The sequence below is a fragment of the Anaeroplasma sp. genome (assembly GCF_034179385.1).
Taxonomy (GTDB): Bacteria; Bacillota_I; Bacilli_A; order Acholeplasmatales; family Anaeroplasmataceae; genus Anaeroplasma.
Map to the genome: position 1 here is coordinate 1 of NZ_JAXFPY010000077.1, position 21,295 is coordinate 21,295.

Here is a 21,295-nt window from a genome sequence, read left to right on the forward strand (position 1 = left end):
ATGGAATTATTTCACTGTAGTGAGGCTGAGCTTAAGCAAATTAAAAAGGGTACACTAAAGCCTAATGCCGAGGGTGTATATGCCATTTGTAAAAGATTTGGTGTATCTATGGATTATGTCATGACAGGTAAGCCTACTATGATTGCAGATAGAAGATTAGAATTCCTATACGAAAAGAAAAAGGCTAAGGACAATCAAGAGATTGCCCTAATCGAATATGAAGAATATCTACTTGAAAATGATATCAGGCCATCAAAGGCAATGATATCTGCCTTTGATAAGGGCAAAAAAATATTAAATACGTATCAGGTATTAGCTATTAATAATTATAAATATATTGAGGTATTATCCAAATCCAGCTATACACCACTAGGTGGATATAAGGAATCTCCATTTAAGGAAGCAAATGAGAATTTAATTACCACATGGGATAATTTAAAGAAGGCTGCAGGAAAGCTTTATGTATCGGATGTTTTAACAGATGATGGCTTTGCAGAATATGCTCTACTAGAGGATGCGCCTGTGAACGCAAGAAAGATCTTGCTTGAGATTTCGAATGGTACTAGAAAATGGAATCCAGAACTAATCTTAAAATTAATTCAAAAGGGTGCTTGTGTACAAAAGGCATATAAGATTGATAATCAAGGTAAATTAGTTTTCCAGGATGATTTTGTGGCAACAAAATTGTTAGAAAAGCTATGTAAGGAAGAAATAAAGAAGTAAAAGAAGGGGCTGTTAGATTTTTAGTTTCTTAACAGCCCCTTTTAATATCTTTATGGCGTTCCCTATCGTTTCGAACGAATGACACTCGCTTAGGATGCAAGAAAAAATGATAAAATAGCTTTTATAGTGCCAAATGTCTTCCACAAATTATATAGCTTTTTGTATAACGTCCATATCTTTTATTTCATTTTGGTGGAAAATTAGTGGAAAATTTGTTTGAAAATGGGTGTAGTAAGTGGAACTCCAACTTTATGGAAAAAATATATCAATTAAATTGTTTTCGCAAATGTGATAAAATGAGTTTGAAAAAAGTTCGCAAATGTGATAAAATAAGTTTGAAAAAAGTTCGCAAATGTGGAGGAGTTGTTATGGATGAGCAATTAGATATTGAATTTAAAAGAAAAGCATATGATAAAATACTAGAATGGAAAGAAAAAAGAGCACCTGATTATGCTTTATTTTTGAAGGGAGCAAGACGTGTTGGTAAATCAACACTCGCAGAAAAGATAGGAAAAGAAAAATACAAATCATATATATTAATAAGATTTGATAAGGCTCCAGATGAAATAAAAAATCTTTTTGTCAATTCGTTGGAAGATTTAGATAATCTATTTAATACCTTACAAGTTTTTTATAAGAAAAAATTATACGAGAGAGAATCGTTAATAATTTTAGATGAAATCCAATTATTTCCTTTAGCTAGACAAGCCTTAAAAACTCTTTTAGAAGATAAGAGATATGATTACATTGAAACCGGGTCTCTTGCAACAATAAAGAAAAAATCTAAGAAAATACTAATTCCCTCAGAGGAATATGCATTAAACATATATCCTATGGATTTTGAAGAATTTTTATGGGCAAAAGGTGATTCGTTTTCTTATGAATTAATAAAAGACCATTATAATAAATTAAAACCTATAGGAACTGCTCATAGATCATTAATGAGAGCATATAGAGAATATATGCTAGTGGGTGGTATGCCTCAGGCTGTCTATAAGTATATAAAAACTTCTGATTATGGTGAGGTTGATTTCGTTAAACAAGGAATATTAAATCTATATGAATCAGATATAGATGAACAAGAAGAAGAAAACCCAGAATATGTCAAAAATGTTTTTTGGCATATTCCATCTGAATTATCAAAGCATGATAAGAGATATAATTTGTCGCATGTTGATACGAATGCCAGACTAAGAGAATATAAAGGTCCTATCAACTGGTTAATTGAGTCAATGACAGTTAATGTTGCTGAAAATGTTAGTGATCCAAGTGCTGCATTCAATCTTTCAACTATTGATCCAGCATTTAAATGTTATATGGGTGATACTGGCCTATTAATATCATTAGCATATAAGAATCAAGATTATTTAAACAATGAATTGTACAAGGCAATATTATTAGATAGATTACATGTTAACGAGGGAATGATAATAGAAAATATTACTGCCCAAGAATTAAGAAAAAATGGGGACAACATATATTATTATAAAAAAACAGATAAAGAAAAGAAACAAACTATTATGGAAATAGATTTTTTAATTAGGCGCGATAATAAATTAATACCTATTGAAGTAAAATCATCTAAGGCGTATTCTTTGTCTTCGCTAAAGCAATTTAAAAAATGTTTTAGTAGCAAAGTTGGGTTACAATATGTTTTATATGATGGAGATATAAAAAGAGAAGAAGAAATTATCTATTTGCCATACTATATGGCTTCAGTTCTTTGATCTTATAATATTAAAAAAACGGCTATAGAAGGATGTAAAATATATGCTGTAGCCTCTTGTTCAAGGCATTCAAATGAAGAAAATGAAATTACTTTGATTTAAAACTTTAAAAGAATATTTTGAAGTTTTAAATTATATGAAATCAAAAGGCCATAAATACTAAAAAGGGGCTGTTAAGAAACTAACAATTTCTTAATAACCCTTTTTCTATATATTTTGTGAAATAACAACTATGTTGTTAAGAAACTTAGTGAAAAATGGCTCTAAATTTGTATATTTTTATTAGTAAAAAAGCTTAACAATCACATTGTTAAGAAACTCCGCTTGGTTTTATTGAGAGGAAGACTTTAAAATAGTTAGTAAAAGCCAAGATTAAACACATTTTTCTATTGTAACAATGATTTTATGCAAAAGAAAAGCTCCTAGAAACTTTTTGGTTTCTTAACAGCCCATTTTAATATCTTTATGGCGTTCCCTATCGATTCGAACGCAAGACACTAGCTTAGGATTCAAATGAATCCTGAAAAATATCGTTTTGTTTGTCTATGGCGTTACATATTATCCGGTTTGTCGCGATATTTTGTACAAAACGTCAATTTCGTCCGGTTTTTACAATTCTTCGATATCATTTTGGTGGATACACCTTTATACACTAAAAATCATTTGGTGGTGGATAAAAAATGGATTCAGTTTTAGTCCACTCGACATTGTATGACACCATATATAAATTATGTAAGTGGTATACTATTGTACTTTTTAGTGATCGCAAATATATTAAATGCTGTGTTTATAATCATTGCTTTATCACCCATGGTATTGTGTAATATATTCGTAATATGGTGGGTGATAAAAATGAATGATATAAATAAGATTTTAAATGAATGCTTAAGTTACGATGATGAACTTGAATGGGTAGAATATGAAGAAAATATGTTTGTTATTGATGATGTGGGTCAATATATTTCTGCCCTTTCAAATAGTGCTGCTATATTAGGTAAGCCTAATGCCTATATGATTTGGGGAATTGACAACAGATCGCATAATATTACAGGTACTGTTATTAATTATAATGCTGATAATAATGGAGAACCTATTCAACATTATTTAGCTAGGAAAATATCACCCAGTATTCCTTTTTATTTTGATGAAGCTATAGTAGGTGGAAAAAGAATTGTAGTTCTTACTATACCAGCAGCTAAGATAGTCCCAACTGATTTTGATGGTATTAGATATATAAGAATAGGTTCTAGCAAAGAAGATCTAAAAAAATATCCGCAAAGAGAAGCTTTCCTATTTTTTGTTCTAACATTTGGCCTTCCAACAATTACCAATAAGGAATCTGAATATCAAGATCTAACATTTAATCAGTTATTTAACTATTACTCATCTAAAGGAATAACTTTAAATAGGAATAATTTTAAAGCTAATCTTCATCTATTAACTAAGGATGGTAAATATAATATCATGGCTCAATTGCTATCTGATAATTCATATGTGCCAATTAGAGTTCCTATATTTGATGGTAAAACAAAAGCAAGTAAAATGTATTCTGTAAAAGAATTTGGTTATAAATGCTTATTGTATTCTTTATATGAAGTATTAAATTATGGAGAAATATTGAATGTTCCACAGACCAAAGAAGATAATAGAATAATGGAACGTGAAGAAGTCATGCTATTTGATTATGATGTCTATAGAGAAGCAGTAATAAATGCATTCCTACATAATAGATGGGTTGATTTAAATGAACCTATGATTACTATTTATAATGATAGAATAGAAATATTATTTAGAGGGGAATTAGCCCCACTTCAGACAATTAATGGTTTTTATAAAGGACATTCAATTCCTGTAAATGAAAAATTATCAGAAATATTTTTGCAATTACACATAAGTGAAAAAACAGGTTAGGGATACCTAAAATAATTGAAGTGTATGGAAAAGACGCTATTGATATATCCGATGATACTATATTAGTCACAATCCCATTTAATAGAATCAATAAAGTGGGTGATAAAGTGGGTGATAAAATGGGTGATAAAGTGGGTGATATGAATCTTAACATCTCTCAAATAAAAGTGTTAGCTGAGATAAGAAATAACCCAAATATCACTAAACCAGAATTGATGGTAAAATGTGATTTAGGAAAAACTTCAATAGATAATATTATAGCTTTCCTAAGAAAAAATAGTATTATTGAGAGAGTTGGTTCTAACAAAACCGGTTATTGGAAGGTAATAAAGTAAGATATGAGTAATATAAAAGATATAACATTTAAGATAGAAAGTGTCCATAAAAGATTCCCAGGTGATTACAAAGTGAAAGAATCTCCCATTTAATGCGAGAATTAGTAACTTCCAATAATACAAAAACAGAGACAAACCCACATTTAATACGAGTTTGTCTCTGCTTTATTATTTCAAATTCAATTTTAGTTCTTTAGGAAGCTTTTCACTCCATGGTAAAATATCATCAATTTTAATTTTATCGATGCTATTTAAAATATATTTTAGGTATATTCTATGCGTAATCCATTTGCTTTGGCTGTTTGGATTATTGAAAATAATACGCCTGATGCTTGTGCTCCATTTTATGGATACTTATCTATTTGCCATATTATATGGCTTCAGTTCTTTGATCTTATCTTATAATATTAAAAAAACAGTTCTAGAAAGATGTAAAATATATGCTTTAGCCTCTTGTTCAAGACATTCAAACGATGAAAATGAAATTGCTGACTAATAAGTTAAGATATGTAAACCAACTTGGAAAAAGTGGTCTAAAAAGTGGCCCATTTTATAAATATTACTTTTTTCCATGAAATTATTCGTAAGCATATAGTCTTCATAATATTGCAAAAGTGAAATATAGAGGCTAGTTTCAAAAAAGCCTCTATTCATATAGATTTTTATTTTTATCCTTTGTAACGAAAATATAGAAGATTACAGCAAGCCCCATCGATAAGCCCCAACCAATAGGCCAAGAAAGCCATATTCCATTTGAACCTAAATGGAATACATAAGGGAAGAGGAAGGCAAGGCCTACTCTTAAAAACAAATCTAAGAAGGTATCTGTCATGAATAGTCCCATTTTGGCATATCCTCGAATTACACCATCCGCAATTAGTTTTGTTGCAACTAAAATATAAAATGGTGCGATAATTCTTAAGAAATTATTCGCAACCTCTATGGCCTCACTGGATGTCCCCTCCTTTAAAAAGATTTGTACAATATATTTTCCAAAGAAAAAATAGATAATGGAAAATGGAATAATTAAAATTAGAGTAAGCTTTAGCCCAGATATAAACCCAGGCCTGATACGCTCTATTTTGCCTCCACCTAGGTTTTGTGCAGTGTAATTTGAAATGCCATTACTTAGGGTAGTAAGCCCAGTAACGACCAAATTTTGTAGCTTAATTACGGCACTATACCCAGCCATAGTTGATTCCCCAAAGGAATTAATTACGGATTGAATTAGAATATTCCCTATAGAGACAAAGGATTGCTGCAAAATCGATGGAATAGCTATTATAAGCATGGTTTTAAGTAGCCTAAAATCGAATGGCTTTACCGTATCTATTTCATTTTCAAATGGCTTTAATTTTTTTATTCTATATAAAACAATAACAAAGGATAGAATGCTAGATATTCCCTGGCAAATGAAGGTTGCCCAGGCAACACCTGCAATACCCATTTGAAATACCACAACAAATACTATATCCATAAATACATTCGCTATAGAAGAAATAGCTAAGAATATGAATGGCGTTTTGGAATCGCCAAAGGCACTAAATATTCCTGTACATAAATTATATATAAATACAAATAATAAGCCGTAGGTATAAATATCTAAATATAGCTTAGAATCAGCTAGTAGGTTTTCTGGAGTTTTAATTAATCTTAATATCGTCTCTCCTAGGGTTAATCCTAAAACCATTAGGATTAGGCAGGTAATGGTCGTTGTAATTAAGGCAGTGTAAATAGAGGCTTTAGCTTTGTTGATTGCCTTTTGCCCAAAGAATCTAGAAACAATGACGGAGCACCCCATATTACAGCCAAAGGCAAACGCTAAATAAACTAAAGTAATCTCATAGGAATTGCCAATCGCGGCTATGGCAGATTCTCCATTTTCGATAAAATTTCCGGCAACCAAGGAATCTGCAATATTATATAATTGTTGAAAAATTACGGATGCGAAAAGTGGAAGACAAAACGTGAAAATCACTTTGCTTGGCTTACCGCATGTTAAATCCTTTGTCATAGTATCACCATAACGAGTATAGCACATTTTAGGCTGTAAGCCTGTAACAAAACGTTTTCCTGTTATAGAATATATTATTAAAATAATTTCACTTCTCTAGAATTCATTAATGAATTCTATTATAATGAATATAATAAAAAATAAAACTTTTTTTCTTTTAGACATGAATAATGTCAAAATAAGCTATATTATTCTCTTGCGAAAGGGATATATTTCGATATATAGATAGTGATTTCGAATAAGGAGGTTATTCTATGCAATATACAAAAAAATTCATTGAAGATAGTACTGTTGAATTCGATACATCCGTTGACCTACCACTGGATTGGGATCTTCTCGAGGTAGATAATGAGGATAAAATAGAAGAGGTTCATGCAGAATCTGCAGGCGATGGTCTTTTATATTCCTTAAAGAATTTAGGTAAGGTAGATATTGAATACATATCTAAAATTACAGGAATTTCCTTAGAGGATTGCATTAAAAGATTAAGAGGGGCTATATTTCAAGACCCTACCTTATTTAAGGGTGTATATTATAAGGGCTTCTTAACGAGTGAGGAATACCTATCGGGTAATCTTTTAACAAAATTAAGAAGTGCTCAAGAAGCCAATAAAATTTATAATGGTGCATTTCAGGATAATATTGATGCTATTTTAAAAATATTACCTAAGGGTGTAGATATCGATCAAATCTATTATAAACTATCCTCCCCTTGGATTCCTCATGATATCATTAGAAGCTTTATTTGTTCTATTTTAGGTAAAACAGATTCCGCAAAGGAAATGATTTTACATGATACCATTACAGGTATTTGGGAGATTCCTGATTATTTAGCGAGCTATCGCTATAATTTAAGCTATGGAACCTCTAGAGTTACTGTTACTCAAATTTTAGAGCGACTATTAAATAGTAAAAAGCTAACGGTATATGATATTAAAAGAAATTATGATAATAATGGTAAATTAAAAACTGTAAACATCCTAAATAAGGAAGAAACTCTTCTTTTACAGGAAAAGGCTCGTGCAATGGAAGAAAAATTCCATCAGTGGATTGATGAAAGGTATGAATATAAGGATAAGCTAGTAGAGGCCTATAATACATTATTTGGCTACAATGTATCTAGAATCTTTAATGGCAATTTTATTGATTTTAAGGGTATTAACCCTAAGGTTACTCTATTTGATTACCAAAAGAATGCCGTCGCAAGAATTCTTTTAACCAAAAATACCTATCTTGCACATAATGTAGGTGCGGGTAAAACCTACGAAATGATTGCGGGTGGTGAGGAATTACTTAGAACCTCTAAATCGAAAAAGAATTTATTTGTTGTTCCGAATACCATTACAGGTGAATGGGCAGAGGCCTATTCCTATTTATATCCTACTGCGAAATTCTTAAGCCTAAAGTCAACAGATTTTTCAACACAGAATAGAAGAAAAACATTAGAGCTTATAAGAGATTCCGAATATAAATCTATTATTATTCCTCATTCTTCCTTTGATTCTATACCCCTATCCTTTAAGGAAAAGAAATTGAATTTGGAAAAGCAAATTCAAGAGGTTTTAAATCTAGAAGCAAAGGATCCTAAATATCAAACAAAAACCTTAGACCGTTATTTAAAATCTTTAGAGGAAAAGCTTAGCGATTTAATTAAGGAAGGAGAGAATAGTGATGAGGATATTTCCTTCGATAAATTAGGTATTACAAGATTATTTGTCGATGAGGCACATAATTATAAGAATATCCCATTAGTATCTCATATGGGTGAAATTGCAGGCTTAAATACCCAAGGGTCTAAGAAATGTATGCATATGCTTGAGGTTATCGATTATTTAAACAAAAATGATGGTGGCGTAATTTTAGCATCCGGTACTCCAATAACGAATTCCGTTACGGATTGCTATGCGATACAGCGCTATTTGCAAAATTCTGAATTAAAGCTATTAGATATTGATACCTTTGATAACTGGAGTAGCCAATTTGCAGAGGCTCACGAGGAGCTTGAGATCGATTTAGATACCCAAGGCTATAGAGTAAATACTCGATTCTCAAGATTTCATAATTTACCTGAATTGACACAGATATTATCTGAGGTTTGTGATTTCTATTACACTAAGAATAGCGATGAGCTACCTAAATTTGATGCATATACAGATACATTAATTAAGAAAACGCAAGGCTTTAAGGATTATTTAGCTAATATTTCTATAAGAGTTGAGGATATAAGAAACCATAGAATATCTAGGAAGGATGATAATCTACTTAAGGTTACAACCGACGGTAGAAAGGCAGCCTTAGATATGCGTTTAATTGATGAGGTTGCCTATAAGAATGAAACTAAAGGTAAAATATATGCATGCTGTCAAAACATATTAAAGGATTATTTAACTACAAATTCCTTTAAAGGTACTCAATTAGTTTTCTCAGACATTGGTACTCCTAAGGATGGCTTTAATGTATATGATGAGGTAAAAAGATTGCTTGTTCAATTTGGTATTAAGGATAGCGAAATTGAATATATACATAATGCTACAACAGAGGCAAAAAGAACGAAGCTATTTAAAAGGGTAAGAGATGGAGAGATAAGAGTATTAATCGGTTCAACGGAAAAGCTTGGTACTGGTGTAAATGTACAGGATAGGCTATATTCGATTCATCATCTATCGATTCCTTGGAGACCATCGGATATGCAGCAAAGAGAAGGAAGAATTATAAGACAAAAGAATCAAAATAAAGAGGTCTTTATTCATAGATATATCTTAGAAGGCTCCTTTGATGCATATTCTTGGCAGCTACTTGAAACTAAGCAAAGATTTATTAATGATTTATTATCGAATGCATTAACAGATAGATCTAAGGATGATATTGCAGATACTGTATTAAGCTATGGTGAGGTTAAGGCATTAGCTATAGGCTCTCCTAGACTTAAAGATTATGCGGATAAAACAAATCAATTAAATAAGCTTAAGCTATTACAAAAGAGAACAGAGGCAAGATTTACTCTACTTGAAAGAGAATTAATGCAATTACCTACAAAAATTGAAGAACAAGAAAGTTGTGTTTCTAATTTACAAGAGGATGTTATCCTCTATGAGGAAAACAAACAGGAGTATACTACTGAAAAAAGAACAGAAATTCGCAAAATTTTATGGACTGGTTTAATGGAGCATTTAAATATGGAAGAAGAGGAATATATCATGGATTACCAAGGCTTTAAGGTATATTATCCAGACAATATGCTTGCCAATTATCTATTCCTAAGATTAAAGGGTAAGGGTACCTATATGGTAACTATGGGTAATTCAGAAATGGGTATATTACCAAGAATCGATAATTATTTAAATTCTATGAAGGAAAGATTAGATACATCAGATAGTAATTTATTAGATTTAAAGAATAGAAAGATTGCGATTGAGGAAGAGGTATTAAAGAAACCAGATTATTCCTCTGCAATAGAGTCCTTAGCAAGAGAAATAAAAACTATAGAAAAGGAGTTAAACATCAATGGATAAAACAACAATTGGAAATGTTCCTGTATTAACCCCAGGGGATGTAAGAAAAATATTATATAAAATGTATGCATCAGCAATAGAAAAGAATGTACCCCTAAAGGCATTACCTTCCGTAATGCTTTGGGGTCAGCCAGGTATTGGTAAATCCCAAGCCATTCATGATTTAGCTTGTGATTTAGAATTAGGATTAAAGAAAAGATGTAATGTAATTGATGTAAGATTAATTCTATTTAACCCAATCGATTTAAGAGGTATTCCAACCGCAAACGAGGATAAAACCCTAGCGGTTTGGTTAAAGCCTAAAATATTCCAAATGGATGAAAGTGAGGATACAATCAACATTTTATTCCTAGATGAGATTAGTGCGGCCCCACAATCCGTACAAGCTGCAGCATACCAAATTACCCTAGACCGTATGGTTGGTGAGCATAAACTCCCAGAAAACTGTATTGTTCTTGCGGCAGGAAATAGAGTAACCGATAAATCGGTTGCCTACCAAATGCCAAAGGCACTTGCCAATCGTTTATTACATTTAGAGGTAGCTGTAGATCCAGATTCATGGCATAACTGGGCAATCTCTAAAGGAATTCATGAATATATCTTGGGATTTTTACGCTTTAAGCCCGATTGCTTAAATACCTTTAATCCACAGGATAATGGTATTGTTTTTGCAACACCAAGATCTTGGGAATTAGCATCGAATATCTTAAATACGGTATCCGATGATTTTAAGGATGTATTCGATTTACTTGCAGGTATTTTAGGTAAAGGTCTTGCAACTGAGCTTAGAACCTATACAAAGGTCTATTCGAAATTGCCGAATATTGAAAAAATATTCAAAGGTGAAGAAACTAAGGTACCCAAGGAACCAGACGTATTATACGCACTAGAATCTTCTATGGTAGCCTATGCATATCATCATAGAGATGATTTAGATTTAATCAGAAATAGTATAGTATATGCAAATATGCTACCACCGGATTATTCAATTGTATTACTTAAGGATTATTTATATTTAGAAAAGGATTATAAGCAAAAGCTATTAAAAATCCCTGAATTTATGAAGTGGCTAAGAGAGAAGGGAAGATTCCTAGATGCAATCTAGTATGAAAGAATATCAAAGAAGATTATTACTTGCTAGAATAAGAATCCTTACCAATTATGGATTTTATGGTATTATGCTAGAAAACATGGCCTTTGGCTTAGATCCTGGCTGTGATACAGCCTATACCGATGGAGAAAAAATTTGCTTTAGCCCAAAATTTATGGAATCTTTATCCGATAATGAGCTTGATTTCGTTTTAATGCATGAGGTTATGCATGTAGCCCTAAAGCATTGCAACAGAGGCTTAAAATATAATCAGGAGCTATTTAATATTGCTTGTGATATTGTAGTAAATTCCAATATTCTAAAGTCTAAGGGAATGAATTTAGATGCTATCAAGGTAAACGGGAATATCTCTATGCATCAAATTGAAGGTAAAGAAGGATATCTATTTACTGCAGAAGAGGTTTATGAAAAGCTTTTGAAAAACGGAAACATAATTCCCTCCTTAGGGTTTGATGATCATTCAAAATGGGAAATGGATAAGGAAAGAGAAGATGATGTCAATGCGAAAATCATTGCCATTAAGGATATGGAGGATAGAGCACACCAAAATGGTAAGCCCGGGGTTGGCTCTATTCCAGTTGGTGTAGAAAGATTAGTCAAGGAACTAAAGGAATCTAGAGTAAACTGGAGAGAGCTTTTAAATGAATTTATTGAATTTGAAATCAATGATTATACTCTTCTACCACCAGATAGAAGATATGACGCAGAATTCTTTATGCCAAGCTTTAGTGAAATGGATGAAAATTTAGAGGATGTATTATTCATGGTAGATACCTCAGGCTCTATGTCGATAGAGGATATTACCTTAGTTTATAGCGAAATCAATGGTGCGATTCAAGCATTTGACGGCAGGCTTAAGGGCCTTATAGGATTTTTTGACGCAAAGGTTTATGAGCCCATTTCATTTGATAGCTCCATAGATTTAACTAAAATAATACCAAAGGGTGGTGGAGGCACTTCCTTCCATAATGTATTTCGATATGTAATGCAAATGGAAAATAAACCAAAATATTTAATTATATTAACGGATGGCTATGCCTCATTCCCTAAGGAAGAGGAAAAGGGGAATATACCTCTTCTTTGGCTTTTAACAAATGATGAGGTAAAACCACCTTATGGGAAAGTAGCAATCATGAAAAAGTAGGAGTTTTATATGATAAGTGGAAGATATATATGGCATCTATCAGCAAGTGAAATTATGAAGCAAAATCGAAATATTTCAGGTCTAAAGGATCCAAGCAAAGAATCTATTTCTCATAGATCCATATTTTCTGATTCTATGGAATCTAGAAGGCTATTATATGAAATTAATCAAGATAAGGATAAAGAAAATACAAATCTAGACTCCATAACGGAGCTTGTCCAGGTATCATTTTCTAATAGTTCTAAGAAAAATTATAGAGATATCCTTTACGAAATGGGCTTTTATATTCGTAAAATCCATTATGTCAGATATAAAAGAACCGCCTCCTCTGCAAGAGAAGGTAACTGCTATTTCATTCAAGAAAAATACAAGGAAAAAATGGAGGCTTGGGCATTAGCTGGATTAAGCTATGATAATAAAAAGGTTATGGAAAACCCCGTTTCCTTTGAATCCTATCAAGCATTAACCCTATCGAATATTTGTGCATCCGTAAAAATTCCAAAGAAAGCTATTTTAATTATTCCTGATGCAAAATCCAACTTTAAGGAGGATTGCTATGCCGTTTTTGGTGAAGGTGATTTAACTGTAGAAGAAAAAGTAGTTGAAATTGAAAATATCATTTGGGATGGAGAAGGATTATTAGATGAGTCCTGCTTCAAAGAGTTCGATGAGCCTCATTCTATGATGCTTCTTAGAAATAAATTCTTTAAATGCTGTGCCTTTAACACAAAGCTTCAAAAGTGGCTAAAAAAATATGCAACTTTAGGTGGATTAAAAAAGAAAAAGGGCTTCTTTACTCTAGCCCAAAGAATAGAAGACATTAAGCTTGTTTGTACCTATTCCTCACTAAAATATTTAAAATTTGCAGAAGAGGATAATCTAGAAGCACAATTTAACAAATGGATTTCTGATCCAACCTTCGAAGAGGAATTCGGTATTTGTAAATTTGATAAGAAATCAAAATATTTTGATGGAGATATGGTAAAAAGCTCCTATACTCTATTAAATACTCTAGCACTTACGAAGGAAGATATTGCATCCTTATTTGAGCCTACAATAAAGTATAGAGAATACTTTAAAAATGATGTTCATGTATTCTCATATGATTTAAACCAAAATCATAAGAAGAATCCTATAGATGATGCAAAAATTCAAAATTATAAATATCAAATTGTAAAGGATTTATTAAACCGTAAGGAAGACCTTTACTATACTCCATTAATTAAGGATTTTAGAAGATATCAAACGGATAATTTATTAAAGGAATACAAAAAGGGAAGAATTCTAATTGAAGGTAGATATGCAACCGTATTATCTAACCCTTATGAATTTTTAATTGCTCTTGCAGATACAGATAAATTAATAAAAGATAAGATAACTCCATTTAATTATAATAATCCTGAATCCCTATTATTAGATAAAGAAATCTATTCTAAAGGCTTTAGTGATGAGGAGGCATTAACTATAATAAGATATCCTCATATTACTATGGGTAATTTATGGGTTACAAAGAATAAGAAGCTTGACATCATAGATGACTATTTCAATTTATCTAAGGAAATTGTAGTTGTAAATTCTATTAACCATAATATATTACAAAGATTAAATGGAATGGATTTTGATTCTGATTCCGTCATGATGACCAATAATCCTATTCTTTATAAAAGAGCAAAGGAAAATGAAAATCGCTTTAAGGTACCAGTAAATTTAGTTGAGCCTATAAAGGAATCGGATATCCAAAACTTTAGGGTTGATCTATCAAAACCCGACAGCAAGATTAGTAATAATAAGGTAGGAACAGTAGTAAATTATGCAACCTGCTTGAATTGTCTATATTGGGATACATTTCATAAGAATAAAAATGATCCTAAATTAGAGGATATCTATAAGGATATTTGCATTTTAGCCGTATTATCCAATATGGAAATTGATTCAGCCAAAAGGCCATATCCATTAGAGACCTCTTTGATTATTTCTAAATTAAATGAGAAATATTGCTACGAATATAAGGATAAGAATGGAGAAATAAAGAAATCCAATTGGCCAAAAATGCCATTATGCTTTGAAAAAAGCGAAAAGAAGAATTCTCTTAAGATGAAAAATGGTATGGAGGTTGGCCTAGACTATATGGTGAAATATCTTTTGGATCATCCTCTAACGAATAGTGAGGAAAAGGAAGTAACCTTCGAGAGTCTCATTTCCTTTCCATATCCAAAAAAATATAATGGACATGATAAAAAGGCTATAGATAAATTAGATGAATTGGTGGAAGAAATTGATTCAAAATTCAAAGAAGAGAAGAAGGGCTTAAAAATGAGGGAGGATGTATTCATGAATATGAATGCTGGCTTCCAAAGAATTTTAGACGAACATGAGAAAGAAGTCATAAAGTGTATCAATAATAAGAATAGAGCGAGAATGGCTATAAGAAAGCTAGATGATTATTCTAAGAATAATATATCCTATGCTTGGATTCTTTTATATTATTTTATGTGTAGGGAAGGCTCTAAATTTAAAGATCTATTAGGTAGGGATTATAAAAAACCAGGCCTAAGGATGAAAACGGATAAGGATAAGGAATATATAACATTATTTGGCCATAAAATGGCCCTATTCGATCAAGATTTAGAAGCAAGCGATGCTATAGATTCTATTGATGATGATGAATTCTATCTGGATGATAATCCATATGAAGATTATCTAGATGAATATGAGGATTTGTACTAAACAAATCCTTTTTCTTTTGGTTGCAAAAGGGGTAACTGAATATATATAGATAATGTAAAACTACTACAAAGGAGAATATATGGAAGAATTAATAAAAGAATTCAATAATAAAAAAAGCTTAATCGTTGGTGATGTATTCTTAATTCATCAAATCTTTGAATCTATTGAAAAAAATAAATTTGAACCTCTTAAAGAAAATAAAAATGGTATTTTTATTAACATCAGTAAAGGACTTGATGATGAGGAGGAATTAGAAGAAGATGACGAGGATGATAATGAGCATATGAGGAATACATTCTATGTTTTTTATAATAAGCTCGATGAAATTAAAGGAGTAGTAAATCATATCGTTGCATCCTTTGGTGAAAAGAAGGATATTCATATCTTTATTAATAATATGAATGATTTTAGAGACATTAAGGATGAGCTACTTGAATATATTAATTCCTTAAACCCTACTATGGTATTAATATCCTCAGGAAGAGATATGAAATTAGATGGTATAAATAGTAAATATTATATAAAGGATGAATTTGATAATTTTACTATTCAAGAAGAAAATGGTAAATTTAAGGAATCCTATACCTTCCAATCGAAAAGACTTGAGCATATACCATACCAAGAGCCTGTAACATTTTCTGATATTGCAGGCTACGATTTAGTGAAAAAGGAATTATTATTAGTGAAATCCTGGTGGGATGATAAGGAAGCCCTAGAGGCTAAGGGCATCTCACTGCCTCATTCCTTCTTGCTTCACGGCCCAATGGGTACAGGTAAATCCTTATTCGCAAAGGCATTCACCTCCTTTTTCCCTGATGCAACCATCATCAAGATTGATGGTACACACTCTAGTGAACAGGATGAAATCACAGAGAAGTTTAATTTTGCAAGGCGTCAAAAGGGTATGGCTATTATCTTAATTGATGAGATTGATTTAATCTCTAGAGGTGAAACAAGAAATCTATTAACGGAGCTCGATGGACTTGGTGGAGATAATAAGAATATCTTTGTCATTGCAACTTGTAATAATATGGAGGATTTATATCCACCTCTATTAAGAAGAGGAAGATTAGATTATTTAATTGGAATTGGAAACCCAAATGAGAAGGAGCGCAAGAGCCTACTTAAGTATTATTTTGCTAAATCGGGTATTAATGTAAATCAGGATTATGATTATTTAGCATTTATTACTAAGGGTGAAAATGCAGTCAATATTAAGGCTATCGCAAATGAGGTTCGCTTAAGATATGGAGAAAATCCTACAGTTGAGGAAATTGAAGATATCATCGATAGAATTAACAAAAGAGAAATGGAATATTATGGGGATAGCGAAGAGCCAAGTGAATCTGACCGCTATTTAACTGCCGTACACGAGGTAGGGCACGCAGTAGTGGTAATGGAAAGAAGCAAATACTTTAGCTTCTATAAGGCCTCTATCGAAACGAATTCAATTATAGGTGGTAGAGTGAAGGTTCTACCTACAAAGGAAGACATAGGAGATTTAAATCGAGCTTTAGCCGATTTAGATGTATCTATTGGTGGCTATTTGGCCGAAAAAATCTTATTTAAGAGACTCGATAGAGGTGCACAAAGTGATTTAGAAAAGGCCCGTCATACCTCTGCAGCCTTAGTGAATACCTTAGGGTATAAGGGATTAAATCCACTTTTATGTCATTATGCGAATTCTATTCCAACATCTCCATTTAAGAAGTATCATAATGAGAAATTAAGTGAAAGGATTTTGGATAAGGCAGTAAGAAGAGTTACTAAGATTATTAAGAAAAGAAAGAAGGAAATCCTAATCCTTGCAGATATGCTTGCAAAAAAGGGCGTACTTACGAAGAAGGATATGATGGATGTAATGGGAGCGTGATATTATCGAATGGAATAGGGATATGAATCAAGAAGAATTTAACCCTGCCTTAGTCGAAGAGGAAAAGCTAATAGATTTAGAGGAGGCTAAGGTAGGGGCCTCTGATTCTATAAAAATGTATTTAATAGAAATAGGTAGAATTCCTTTATTAGATTCTGATGCAGAAATCGAGCTTTCTAAGGCTATAGCTATAGGGAATAGTGCTAAGGAAGAAAAGGAGGAAATCGATAAAACAAGCAAGGATAATATTTCCTTAGAATATTATAAGGAATTAGAAGAAAAAATAAGTAAAAGGGATATGGCTATCGATAAGATCGTATCTAGTAATTTAAGATTAGTTGTATCTATTGCAAAGCATTATTATTTAGATAATATAGATTTTATGGATTTAGTCCAAGAGGGCTCCATGGGCCTAATGCATGCAGCCATGAAATATGATTACACCAAGGGGTATCGCTTTTCTACTTACGCAACCTGGTGGATAAGACAATCTATTTCAAGAGCGATAGCAGATCAAGCAAGAACAATCAGGCTTCCTGTTCATATAGGTGAAGATATAAGAAGGCTTAGAAAAGCTAGAAACCAATATTTTAAGGATAACGGTATGGAAGCAACTATAGAGGAACTTTCAAATCAAACAGGCTTTAGTAAAGAAAAAATATTAAAATTGGATTCTTACAAAAATGATACAGTATCTATGGATACTATCGTTGGTGATGAGGAGGATTCAACCTTAGGAGATTTTATACCGGATAACAATATAAAATCTCCACTGGAATATTCTATAGAAAATGCACTAAAAAAGGATATGAATGATATATTAGATCAAATATTAACAGAAAGAGAAAAGCTTGTGATTATTCATAGATTTGGTCTTAATGGAAATACTCAAAAAACATTAGAAGAGATTGCCTCCTTAGGCAGTGTTAAGGTGACTAGAGAAAGAGTAAGGCAAATTGAAGCTAAGGCACTTGTAAAGCTAAAAAGGAATAAAGATCTTGTAAAAATGCTTCTTGCATACAATAGGTAAATTCAAAAATGGGAATTCGTGTGAGGAATTCCTTTTTTTCTTTTTTTCTTTTTCTAAGGTCCATTTTGTTCTATAATATGTAAGGGAATGATACCTCATGAATAGAAAATAAATTCTATAATGAATTTAATCCTACATTCCTAATGTTTATGATTATTGGAATGTATCGTTTTGGCTCTATTAGGAATCATCCTTTCTGGATTAATTAAAAGAACACATTTACTAGAGGCTAGTAAGATGTTTCTACTTACTAGTATTTTCTTTATACGAGGGGGTTAGATTATGAAGGATCTAAAGGAAAGAGAAAAGAAAATTACCCAAACGGGTATTATTGGCATTTTAGCAAATATAGGCCTTGCAACAGGCAAGGCTATTGTTGGCTTAATTGCTGGAGCAGTGTCTGTAGTATTAGATGCTATTAATAATTTAAGTGATGCAATCTCTAGCGTTATTACAATTATTGGAATTAAATTATCTAAGAAAAAGCCAACGGAAAAGCATCCTTATGGCTTTGGAAGAATTGAATATTTTTCCACTATAATTATTGCAGCCATTATTTTGGCAACAGGTGTAGCCTCATGTTATGAGGCAGTAGAAAAGATTATTCACCCCATAGACATTGAGTTTTCTTGGGTAACTGCAGTTGTTGTAGGCTCTGCAATCGTTGTAAAAATTGCCTTAGGACTATTTACAAGAAGAAGAGGTAAGAAATATAATTCTGAATCCTTAGTTGCATCTGGTACAGACGCTCTAATGGATTCATTCATTTCTATCGCCACATTAATTTCTATTGGAGTGTCTTTGATTTGGCAAGTGAATATTGATGGATGGATTGGTGCACTCATATCCTTATTCATCATTAAGGCAGGTATTGAAATGCTTCTTGAGGCAGTATCGCACGTCATGGGGGCAAGACCTGATGCAGCCATTACTAAGGCGATCAAAAGGGATGTAAACTCCATTAAGGGTGTAAGAGGTGCATACGATTTAGTGTTACATAATTATGGGCCAGATCAAGCAATGGGCTCGATTCATGTAGAAATTGATTCATCGATGAATGCTGAAGAAATCCATATTTTATCTATGCAAATACAAAGCCTAATTATCGAAAGATATCATGTTTTATTAACTGTAGGTATATATGCAATCGACGATAATGAGACGGATAAATATGAGCAAATTCAAGGTGTTGTTAAATCCTTTGAAGGGGCATTAGGATGCCATGGATTTTTTATCGATCATGAAAAGAAATTTATTTCCTTTGACGTTTTAGTTGATTTTACCGTAACGGATAAAGGAAAATTTATAACAAATATAGAAAATAAAACAAAAGAAATATTTGAAGGCTATAATGTCAGTATTCATTTAGATTTGAATTATAGTGATTAATTCGATTACCATAAGGACTATGGTATTTAAAAAAGGGAAGTGATTTTATGCTTAAGCTATTAAGATATATGAAGAAATATTGGTATATTGCAATATTAGCGCCATTATTTATGATTATCGAGGTAGGAATGGATATGGTCTTAACCATGTACATGCAGAAAATGGTAGACTATGGTATTTCTATAGGCTCTATGGAAAATGTAATCAAATATGGCTTAATCATGATTGGTGTATTAATTCTTGGTGTAGCCGGTGGTATGCTTTCGAATGTATTTACGAATGTAAGCTGCTATAAATTTGGGAATGATTTAAGAAAGGCAGTATTTTCTAAGATTATGGAATTATCCTTAAATCAATCGGATAAATTTAAAACAGGTTCTCTAGTCACAAGAATTACAAATGATATTACTCAAATACAAAATATGATTGCTACGTGCTTAAGAGGATTAATAAGAGCAGGATCCTTCTTTGTTCTAGGTATTATATTTACTCTTTCAATCTCATTAAGATTTGGTATAGTACTTGCTATAGTATTACCTATAGAGATTATATTAATGCTCATCTTCATGCGCTTTGTTTTCCCTGTATTTAAGCAAATTCAGGAAAGATTAGACAAGGTAAATGGTGTCGTACTTGAAAATGTAACTGGCTCTAGAGTGGTTAAGGCATTTTCTAAGGAAGAATATGAATATAATCGTTTCTATAACGTAAATAATGATTATACAGATAAATTATTATTTGTATCTAAGGTCACTGCATTTATATCTCCATTATTAAATCTGATCGTTTATGTTGGACAAATTATTATTTATTATTTGGGTGGTACAGCAATTATTGATGCTTTTAAAAAGGATATCGTACCTGAACTCATGGTTGGTCAAATCACCCAGGCGGTAACCTATATTTCTATGATTTGTTCGTCCCTAATCTTCTTAGGTATGACATTTACGGTTATCGCAAGAGCCTATGCATCTGCATCTCGTATTAATGAGGTATTAGATGCAAAGGTTGAGATTCTTGATGGAAAATTAACGATATCTGACGTTAAAGATAGTGATAGAGGAACTATAGTATTTGATCATGTTTCCTTTGGATATCCTTTGGCTGAAACGAACGTATTAAATGATTTAAGTTTTAAAATTAATAAGGGTGAAACAATCGCTATTGTAGGATCTACAGGATGCGGTAAATCCTCCTTAGTGAATTTGATTGTAAGGTTTTATGATACAACCGAGGGTGCCATTATGGTTTCTGGCCATAATGTTAAGGAATATAAAAAGGAAGAATTACATAAAATGGTTGCCATATGCTTGCAAAAGGCAGAACTATTTGCAGGAACAATAGAAGAAAATATTCTCTTTGGTAATATGAATGCAACGAAAGAACAAGTAAAATGGGCTGCACGAATTGCCCAAGCCGAGGAATTCATTTTATCAAAGGACTTAGGATATGATGAGCCTGTTGCGGAAAAGGGTACATCCTTATCCGGTGGACAAAAGCAAAGATTATCTATAGCAAGAGCTATACTTAGAAATCCAGATATATTAATCTTTGATGATTCAACGAGTGCACTCGATTTAGTTACAGAGGCAAAGCTTTATAACGAAATGAAAAATGAGCTAAGGAGTGTAACAAAGATTGTCGTTGCCCAAAGAATTGCTACCGCAAGAAATGCAGATAAGATATTAGTTTTAGATAACGGAGAAATAGAATCTTTTGGTACACATGAGGAGCTTATGGAAAAATCTATAGTTTATAAGGATATCTATTCATCACAATTAAAGAGGGAGGTTGAATAA

14 protein-coding genes are annotated in these 21,295 nt (G+C 32.0%); 13 read left to right on the forward strand and 1 reads right to left on the reverse strand.

All coding sequences use genetic code 11. The features are described from left to right. The 5 genes from SPJ17_RS04965 to SPJ17_RS04985 form a co-directional block, all read left to right on the forward strand. The coding region (locus tag SPJ17_RS04965; protein WP_321093225.1) for a hypothetical protein at window positions 1-723 on the forward strand (723 nt) is incomplete at its 5' end. 203 nt (window positions 724-926) lie between these two features. Beyond that, window positions 927-2,450, forward strand: a complete 1,524-nt coding sequence (locus SPJ17_RS04970; protein ID WP_321093226.1) for an AAA family ATPase — start codon at window positions 927-929, stop codon at window positions 2,448-2,450. Window positions 2,451-3,302: 852 nt separating this feature from the next. Further along, window positions 3,303-4,361 carry an RNA-binding domain-containing protein gene (locus tag SPJ17_RS04975; RefSeq protein WP_321093228.1) on the forward strand — a complete coding sequence of 353 codons (1,059 nt, stop codon included), beginning with the start codon at window positions 3,303-3,305 and terminating at the stop codon, window positions 4,359-4,361. 119 nt (window positions 4,362-4,480) lie between these two features. Next, window positions 4,481-4,696, forward strand: a complete 216-nt coding sequence (locus SPJ17_RS04980) for a hypothetical protein (RefSeq protein ID WP_321093229.1) — start codon at window positions 4,481-4,483, stop codon at window positions 4,694-4,696. A 276-nt stretch (window positions 4,697-4,972) separates the two neighbouring features. Next, window positions 4,973-5,101, forward strand: coding sequence for a hypothetical protein (locus SPJ17_RS04985; RefSeq protein ID WP_321093230.1), 129 nt, complete (start codon window positions 4,973-4,975; stop codon window positions 5,099-5,101). A gap of 241 nt (window positions 5,102-5,342) precedes the next feature. On the opposite strand, the gene SPJ17_RS04990 is transcribed toward SPJ17_RS04985, so the two are convergent. Further along, on the reverse strand, window positions 5,343-6,710 hold the full coding sequence (locus SPJ17_RS04990) for an MATE family efflux transporter (RefSeq protein WP_321093232.1): 1,368 nt from the start codon (window positions 6,708-6,710) through the stop codon (window positions 5,343-5,345). Between the two features lie 254 nt (window positions 6,711-6,964). Between SPJ17_RS04990 and SPJ17_RS04995 the strand changes: the two genes are divergently transcribed. The 8 genes from SPJ17_RS04995 (at window position 6,965) to SPJ17_RS05030 (ending at window position 21,295) form a co-directional block, all read left to right on the forward strand. Then, on the forward strand, window positions 6,965-10,222 hold the full coding sequence (locus SPJ17_RS04995; protein WP_321093233.1) for a helicase-related protein: 3,258 nt from the start codon (window positions 6,965-6,967) through the stop codon (window positions 10,220-10,222). Beyond that, complete coding sequence (locus SPJ17_RS05000) at window positions 10,215-11,327, forward strand: AAA family ATPase (RefSeq protein WP_321093234.1); 1,113 nt, start codon at window positions 10,215-10,217, stop codon at window positions 11,325-11,327. Before SPJ17_RS04995 ends, SPJ17_RS05000 begins: the two co-directional genes overlap by 8 nt. Continuing rightward, window positions 11,317-12,477: a VWA-like domain-containing protein gene (locus SPJ17_RS05005; RefSeq protein WP_321093235.1), complete on the forward strand. Its 1,161-nt coding sequence runs from the start codon at window positions 11,317-11,319 to the stop codon at window positions 12,475-12,477. The genes SPJ17_RS05000 and SPJ17_RS05005 overlap by 11 nt, the downstream gene beginning before the upstream one ends. 9 nt (window positions 12,478-12,486) lie before the next feature. Beyond that, entirely contained in the window at window positions 12,487-15,204 is a 2,718-nt protein-coding gene (locus tag SPJ17_RS05010) for a hypothetical protein (protein ID WP_321093236.1), read from the forward strand. A gap of 79 nt (window positions 15,205-15,283) precedes the next feature. After that, window positions 15,284-17,077 (forward strand): AAA family ATPase, encoded by a 1,794-nt coding sequence (locus SPJ17_RS05015; RefSeq protein WP_321093237.1) that lies wholly within the window; start codon window positions 15,284-15,286, stop codon window positions 17,075-17,077. A gap of 22 nt (window positions 17,078-17,099) precedes the next feature. Further along, window positions 17,100-18,107 (forward strand): sigma-70 family RNA polymerase sigma factor, encoded by a 1,008-nt coding sequence (locus tag SPJ17_RS05020; RefSeq protein WP_321093238.1) that lies wholly within the window; start codon window positions 17,100-17,102, stop codon window positions 18,105-18,107. Window positions 18,108-18,389: 282 nt separating this feature from the next. Continuing rightward, on the forward strand, window positions 18,390-19,496 hold the full coding sequence (locus SPJ17_RS05025; protein ID WP_321093240.1) for a cation diffusion facilitator family transporter: 1,107 nt from the start codon (window positions 18,390-18,392) through the stop codon (window positions 19,494-19,496). A gap of 47 nt (window positions 19,497-19,543) precedes the next feature. Beyond that, the gene (locus SPJ17_RS05030) at window positions 19,544-21,295 is read left to right on the forward strand and encodes an ABC transporter ATP-binding protein (protein WP_321093242.1); all 1,752 of its coding nucleotides are present in this window, start codon (window positions 19,544-19,546) and stop codon (window positions 21,293-21,295) included.

Excerpts from the sequence above, each read along its gene's own strand:
- SPJ17_RS05010 (WP_321093236.1), top strand. The coding sequence starts at position 12,487 with ATGATAAGTGGAAGATATATATGGCATCTATCAGCAAGTGAAATTATG.
- SPJ17_RS05030 (WP_321093242.1), top strand. The coding sequence starts at position 19,544 with ATGCTTAAGCTATTAAGATATATGAAGAAATATTGGTATATTGCAATA.
- SPJ17_RS05025 (WP_321093240.1), top strand. The coding sequence starts at position 18,390 with ATGAAGGATCTAAAGGAAAGAGAAAAGAAAATTACCCAAACGGGTATT.
- SPJ17_RS04975 (WP_321093228.1), top strand. The coding sequence starts at position 3,303 with ATGAATGATATAAATAAGATTTTAAATGAATGCTTAAGTTACGATGAT.
- SPJ17_RS05015 (WP_321093237.1), top strand. The coding sequence starts at position 15,284 with ATGGAAGAATTAATAAAAGAATTCAATAATAAAAAAAGCTTAATCGTT.
- SPJ17_RS04995 (WP_321093233.1), top strand. The coding sequence starts at position 6,965 with ATGCAATATACAAAAAAATTCATTGAAGATAGTACTGTTGAATTCGAT.
- SPJ17_RS05005 (WP_321093235.1), top strand. The coding sequence starts at position 11,317 with ATGCAATCTAGTATGAAAGAATATCAAAGAAGATTATTACTTGCTAGA.
- SPJ17_RS04985 (WP_321093230.1), top strand. The coding sequence starts at position 4,973 with ATGCGTAATCCATTTGCTTTGGCTGTTTGGATTATTGAAAATAATACG.
- SPJ17_RS05020 (WP_321093238.1), top strand. The coding sequence starts at position 17,100 with ATGAATCAAGAAGAATTTAACCCTGCCTTAGTCGAAGAGGAAAAGCTA.
- SPJ17_RS04990 (WP_321093232.1), bottom strand. The coding sequence starts at position 6,710 with ATGACAAAGGATTTAACATGCGGTAAGCCAAGCAAAGTGATTTTCACG.
- SPJ17_RS05000 (WP_321093234.1), top strand. The coding sequence starts at position 10,215 with ATGGATAAAACAACAATTGGAAATGTTCCTGTATTAACCCCAGGGGAT.
- SPJ17_RS04980 (WP_321093229.1), top strand. The coding sequence starts at position 4,481 with ATGGGTGATAAAGTGGGTGATATGAATCTTAACATCTCTCAAATAAAA.